Source organism: Prosthecobacter sp., from assembly GCF_049294395.1.
Lineage (GTDB): Bacteria > Verrucomicrobiota > Verrucomicrobiia > Verrucomicrobiales > Verrucomicrobiaceae > Prosthecobacter.
Genome location: NZ_JBAQCR010000395.1, coordinates 53,805 through 60,066, shown reverse-complemented (window position 1 = coordinate 60,066; position 6,262 = coordinate 53,805). Strand labels below are relative to the sequence as shown.

The 6,262-nt window shown below is 62.5% G+C and carries 5 protein-coding genes; 1 reads left to right on the top strand and 4 read right to left on the bottom strand.

Annotated features, from left to right (window positions below):
- The 3 genes from WAW39_RS27255 to WAW39_RS27245 all read right to left on the bottom strand — a co-directional run.
- Nucleotides 1–2,301, bottom strand: a 2,301-nt coding sequence (locus WAW39_RS27255; protein ID WP_422322386.1) for a PSD1 and planctomycete cytochrome C domain-containing protein, incomplete at its 3' end; no start/stop codon positions are given.
- Between the two features lie 9 nt (nt 2,302–2,310).
- The gene (locus tag WAW39_RS27250) at nt 2,311–3,774 is read right to left on the bottom strand and encodes a LamG-like jellyroll fold domain-containing protein (protein ID WP_422322384.1); all 1,464 of its coding nucleotides are present in this window, start codon (nt 3,772–3,774) and stop codon (nt 2,311–2,313) included.
- Nucleotides 3,771–4,304 (bottom strand): sigma-70 family RNA polymerase sigma factor, encoded by a 534-nt coding sequence (locus WAW39_RS27245; RefSeq protein ID WP_422322382.1) that lies wholly within the window; start codon nt 4,302–4,304, stop codon nt 3,771–3,773. Before WAW39_RS27245 ends, WAW39_RS27250 begins: the two co-directional genes overlap by 4 nt.
- Nucleotides 4,305–4,480: 176 nt before the next feature.
- Here WAW39_RS27245 and WAW39_RS27240 point away from each other — a divergent pair, with 176 nt between their 5' ends.
- Complete coding sequence (locus WAW39_RS27240) at nt 4,481–5,428, top strand: class I SAM-dependent methyltransferase (RefSeq protein ID WP_422322380.1); 948 nt, start codon at nt 4,481–4,483, stop codon at nt 5,426–5,428.
- Nucleotides 5,429–5,442: 14 nt separating this feature from the next.
- On the opposite strand, the gene WAW39_RS27235 is transcribed toward WAW39_RS27240, so the two are convergent.
- Complete coding sequence (locus WAW39_RS27235; protein ID WP_422322378.1) at nt 5,443–6,123, bottom strand: hypothetical protein; 681 nt, start codon at nt 6,121–6,123, stop codon at nt 5,443–5,445.
- Nucleotides 6,124–6,262: the final 139 nt, after the last annotated feature.

Here is a 6,262-nt window from a genome sequence, read left to right as displayed (position 1 = left end):
GCCATACATCTGCAGATTCAAACGACCGCTGACGGTGAGCATGGAGTCGCGGATGGATTCGGCTTCGAGGCGGCGTGATGGGTAGCGCCAGAGGTAGCGGACATCGGAGTCGATGGTCTCATTCTCTTTGATGCTCTGCGACGACTGCCCATAAGTCTCTGACAACAGGATGAGGCGGTGCATGTGCTTCACGCTCCAGCCGCTGCGGATGAATTCCGCGGCGAGATAGTCGAGGAGTTCGGGGTGGGTGGGCTTCATGCCCATGCGGCCGAAGTCGCTGGGGGTTTGCACGAAGCCGGTGCCGAAGTGGCCCTGCCAGATGCGGTTCACCATGACGCGGGCGGTGAGGGGATTCTGTGCGCTGGCGATCCAGTCGGCGAGGGCGCGGCGGCGGTCCTGTTCGGCGGATTCTTTGGGGAGTGTCACGTTGCCGAGGGCACTGAGCACGGCGGGGGTGACGGCTTCCTTGGGCTGCTCGGGATCGCCGCGATTGAGGAGGTGAATATCGTCCGGGGTGCGGAAGGTGCCGGCGAAGACTTTCTGCTGGTTGACGGCCTGGGCGATTTGTTTCTCGGTGCGTGACTTCTCCTCGAAGAGCGGGCGGGCGCGTTTGTTTTCGGCGGGGGTGAGGCCCTTGAGTGTGGGCTTGGCGAGCTTCTTGTTCGTGGGGTCAAACTTCTGGCGGTCGCTGGCATCGGCCACGGTGTGCCAGTGGCCTGCGGCATCGCTGATTTCGATTTGGTAATCGGTGGCGAGACGGTCGGTGAATTTGCCATCGCGGTCGCGGCTCCAGACGACGCGCTCGACGGTTTGCTCCTGCGGGAACTCGAGTTCCACCCAGCCTTTGCCGAGTGCGTTGGAAAGCCAGCTGCGTGAGTTGCCGTAGCGGCCGTCATTGAGGAAGCGGAGTTCGTGGCGCTCGGCCACGCCGATGTCGCCGGAGGATTTGCGCTTGGTGCCGGTGGTGGCGAGGGCGACGTTTTCTCCGCGGGTGTTGAAGACTTCGAGTTCATCGATGCAGGGCTCCAGGTTGGTGGTGGCCTTGATGGTGAAGCGCAGGCGCTGCGTCTTCACGGGGGGAAAGCGGTCCGAGTTTTCGCGGGCGTTGATCATGGGGCGCTCGGCACCGGATTTCGCCATGGGCACGAAGTGGGCGAGTTCTTTGTCGATCTCTGCGAGGCGTGCTTTGAGCTTTTTCTCCTCCGCGCGTGCGGCTTCGGCTGCGGGCGTGTGAAGATCGCGGTCGGCGTATTCGACACCGGCGACGAAGGCCTGCATGGCGTAGTAATCCTTGGCGGTGATGGGGTCGAACTTGTGATCGTGGCAGCGTGCGCAGCCGACGCTGAGGCCGAGGAAGGTCTGGCCGATGTTCATGACCATCTCATCGATGGAGTCCTGCCGTGCGAGGCGCTTGGAGGCATCGTCCTTGCCGATCTGGCCGGGGAGCAGCACGGAGGCGGTGACGAGGAATCCCGTGGCTGCGTCCTGGCCCATGGCATCTCCCACGATCTGCTCTTTGATGAAGCGATCGTAAGGCGTGTCGTTGTTGAAGGAGCGGATGACGTAGTCGCGGTAGGGCCAGGAATTGGGGCGCTCGGTGTTGACCTCAAAGCCGTGCGTGTCGGCGTAGCGCACGACATCGAGCCAGTGCTGGGCCCAGCGTTCGCCGTAGCGTTCGCTCTTGAGCAGACGGTCCACTAGATGCTGGATGCTGGAGGCTCGATCCTGGATGAACTCTTTTTCGAAGGCGGTGGTTTCTTCGGGTGTGGGTGGCAGGCCGATGAGGTCGAAGGTGATGCGGCGGATGAGCGAGACAGGATCTGCGGGAGGAGAGCGATGGAGGTTTTTTTCGGCGAGCTTGGCGTCGATGAATGTGTCGATCCTTTGAGGAGAACTTGGAACTTGAAGCGGCTTGAAGGACCAGTGATCGCGGCGGTCTTCGAGTTTGGCGAGGTCGACGCCGTCGGGCCATGGGGCGCCTTCGTTGATCCAAGTGGTGAGGGTGGCGATGTCGCTGGCGGGGAGCTTGCCTTTGGGGGGCATGAGTTCATCGTCGTCATCGGTGGTGATGAAGTGGATGAGCGGGCTGTCGCTGGCTTTGCCGGAGATGATGTCGGGCGAGTGTTTGTCTCCGCCTTTGAAGGCAGCGGCTTTGATGTCGAGGCGGAGGCCGGACTTTTGTTTTTTCTCGCCATGGCAGATGTAGCAGTGCTTCTGCAAGATGGGGCGGACCTCGCGGACGAAATCAACGGCAGCGGCAAGGCTGGAAGAGGTGAGGAGAAGGAGAGCGGCCAGCTTCATGAAGTGGGATCAGCGGTAAGGATTGCCTGCGGCGTGCAGGGCGCGGAGTTCATCGTCAGACATGGCGCGGCCGAGCAGGAGGAGTTCATCGACACGACCGCTGAGCTTGCGGTCCTGCTGGTTCCAGTTGCCGATCTGCGCGGGACCGAGGCGTGCGGGATGTGCGGTCTGCAGGTGAGTTTCACTGTCTAGCTGACCATTGAGATAAAAGCGCACGGTGCCGCGTGTGGAATCATAGACGGTGGCGAGGTGAACCCAGCGGCCTTGCTCTGGCAGCACGGGGGTGCGGGAATCGGGGTGGCCCTGGCGCTCGGTCGACCCGGGGGCAAGGGTGTTGCCGATGAGGGCGAGGCGCATGGTGGTGTCGCGGTTGACGATCCAGTGCACCTGGCCGGGATTGTTGCCGCTCCAGCCATCCGTATGTAGCAGGGACTGGTAGGGCGCGCCGAGGCGGTCAATGCGCACCCAGGCGGCGAGTGTGAGCTGCGGCCAGTCGCGGCCACCGCCGACATCAAGCTTCAAGTGATCGCCCACATTCACAACCTCCGGCGCGTGCGAGCCCGGCCAGCGGCCCTGCACGCGGCGGTACACGCCGGGGAGTTCCTCGGCGGATTCAAAGTCGAGCAAGGCAATGAGCGCGGGGTCCTGCTTCAATGCGGCGACGGCTGTGGCGGAGAGCGCGCGCTGACCAGCGGCGAGTCCGGCGGTGAGGCCGGGGAGTTCATCCGGCTGGATGAAGGCGGAGGAGCGCAGTTCGCGGGAGGTGCTGGCGCCTTGAGCAAACGACACGGCGTCGCCACCACGCAGGCTTTGATTGGCCTGAGCGCCGGAGGCCTTGGTGATGACTTCGCCCTGAAACACGTGGACCTCCGCGGAGCCGCTGGAGGGCACATCCACTCCAAAGCGTGTGCCGAGATCCACGGCGTCTCCGGTGGGAGTGATGACGGTGAAGCCCTTGGCTGAAGGTGGTACATCGGCAGCAAGGCGGCCGCGCTTCATGTGCAGACGCTGCGCGGACTCAAAGCGAAACTCTGCGGGTGCCTCGATGACGATGCGTGCGCCGCGTGCGGTGGTGAGGGAGATGCTGCCCGCATCGATGTGGTAGGTTTCGCCACGCAGTTTTGTGCCATCGGCAAGCTCCACCACACCGGCGGCTTTGCCCACGGTGGCAAAGGCGCGATGGGTGTCCTGCCAAAACCAGGCACCGAGGAACAGGGAGAGGCAGGCGGCGGCGGCGAGCCAGCGTGGCGAAGCGGTGAGCCAGCGGGTGGGCTTCGCAGGCTTCGCGGTGACTTGAGGTGGTGTCCAGTCTGCGGCCAGAGCAGCGAGGGCGGAGTCCACATTGAGCAGTTCGGCGAATTCACGACGTGCTGCGGCATCGGCCAGCAGCAGGGCATTGAGCTGCTGCAGCTGCGGCGGCGTGATGGTGCCGTCGAGATAGGCGGTGGTGAGGACTTCCAGCTCGGCTTTCATGAGGCCACCTCCTGAGTCATGGCGCGGCGGATGCAGTCGAGCAGGAGCTTGCGCATGCGGTGCAGCCACTGGTAAAAGCCGGGGACGCTGCGGCCGCTGTCCTGTGCGACGGTTTGGATGCTGGAGTCGGGCTGATAGGCCTGCATGAGGAGGCCGCGCTGCTCTTCGGGCACCTTTTGCATGCAGAGCTCCAGGGCCTCGCGCTGGCGCTCCAGCAGGGGTTCCATGGTGGTGGTCTCCTCGGCGATCTTGGTGATGACTTCTTCATCCAGCACGAGGCGGTCGCGACCGCGATCCCGCAGCCAGGCGAGGACCTCATAGCGTGCCACGCCGAAGGCCCAGGCTTTGAAGTCTGCGCCCTCGCGCAGGGTGTCGAATTTTTCCCAGAGCACGACGCTGATCTCCTGCATCACATCATCCGCGTCTGCGCGTGCGGGCACCAGCCTCCGCACATGGGCGCGGATGGCGGGCTCATGAGCGGTGAAGCTGCGCAGGAAGCGGTGGTGGCGTTCGTTTTCGGAGGGAGACATGAGTGGGCTTATGTTCTTATCTCCGCCAGAAGTGCTGATTTTACGGATGAATGTGAATTGACCCAAAACAGAGGTTTGCAGGCGGGATCTGTTATTTTTTGCTTCCCGAAATGTAAATAAACGCTTATTATCAACCCATTACGCCTATCGAGGCTTCAATCTGCCACCCCCTGCGCATGCCGCCCCCTGTCCTCCAAGAACGCCATTCAGTTCGTAAGAACGAATTTGCGCCTTTGATTGAGTGTGACGAGCTGCTGCGGGAACTCATGGCGCAGGGCGGTCCGATGCCGAATGACTATGCGCAGATGAACCGTACGCTGCGGCTGCTGGGAGATGCTGTACGCGCCAAGGTGATCGCCCGGGATGATGTGCTTGCTTACGCTCAAGACGTTACAAATAGGCATCTGGAAGGGACGATGCAGGCGCGGGCGCTGGGGAAGAAATACGGCTACAGCGGTGATTTTGAGATCATTGAGGCCATCTACACGATGCAGATCGCCCAAGAGCCGCACCTGCGGCGCTGGGATCTCTACTTTCACTCCCAGGCGGCGCCGAATGCGGTGCGAAACCGGAAGGCCTACTTTCACCAGCTGCTGAATTCACACGCCGCCGGGCGCACCAAGGCGCCGCTGAGCGTGCTGAACGTGGCCAGCGGCCCGGCGCGTGACGTGCGTGAGTGGGTGCTGGACAACCCGGACTGCGATGTGTTTTTTGACTGCGTGGACGCCGAGATCCACGCCATCGAGCGGGCGAAGAAGCTGTGCGTGCCGTTTGCCAAGCGGGTGGAGTTTTACCACCGCAATGTGCTGCGCTTTCTGCCGGCCAAGGGCTACGAGCTGGTGTGGTCGGCGGGGCTGTTTGACTACCTCACGGACCGGACGTTTGTCTTTCTGCTCAAGGCACTGATGGCCGTGACGAAGCGGGGCGGAGAGGTGGTGGTGGGAAATTTCTCCGACCACAATCCGAGCCGAGACTACATGGAGCTGCTGGGCGACTGGGTGCTGCAGCACCGCACGCGGGATCATCTGCGCGCCCTGGCGCTGGAGGCGGGAGCGCCGGCGGATTCGATCGAGGTGATGTGGGAGCCTGAGGGCGTGAATCTGTTTTTGCACATCCGGCGGTAGGGGGGCGGACCAGGCTAGTCGGGATGCAGCCCTCTGAAAACCATGGCCGCAAAGACGACGGCACACCAAATGATGAAAACTGTAAGCAGACAGCGGTCTGACCTTTGGCGTGTTTTGTCATCATAGTGGGGACGCTGGCCTCCTTCTTTTGTGGGCCTCATTTTGTCGATGCGCCATCGCATCATGAGGCCAGCCAAGGGGCCGCCCCAGATTCCGAAGATCAAACAAGTGGCCGGGAGGACCCAGGAAGAAACGCCGTCAGGCGGATACTGAATGCCGCGAGCCGCCAGCACCCGCGTGGCGGTGCCGAGGGCGGCTTCCTCCCAGGGTTTTGTCCAAATCTCGCGGAAGTCCAAGATCTTGAAGAGATGCTCTGTGGGGCACTGCTCGAGATACAGAGTTTCATTCGTCCAGATCTGCGTGGGGGCGAGCCTGGGACCAACGGCAGCGAGAGCTCGTGCGGCATCCTGCGGTTTGACGAAAAGCCGCTGACCTGCGGACCAGCCCTCGAGAAAGCGGCGCAACTCGTCCACCTCCGATTCGCCGTGGGCCAGTTCGCAGGGGATGCCGAGTTCAAACAAGGTCAGGCATGCGAGCTGCCCGTCCTCCTCGGACCGAGCTTCGCCGATGGCGATGTAGCCATGGTGCTCGACATGGTCATCGTGATCATGCTCGGAGGTTTGGTGGTAGGCCATCTATTGCGCGAATACCCGGCGGCAGCCGGATGGCAAGGGGAGAAGTGAAGCGGGGGCTGATCCACGCGGCTGCAGCAGGAAACCACGGCATCAAATTCATGCGAAAAAGATGCCGCCATCTTCTGCGCCCACTTCCAAA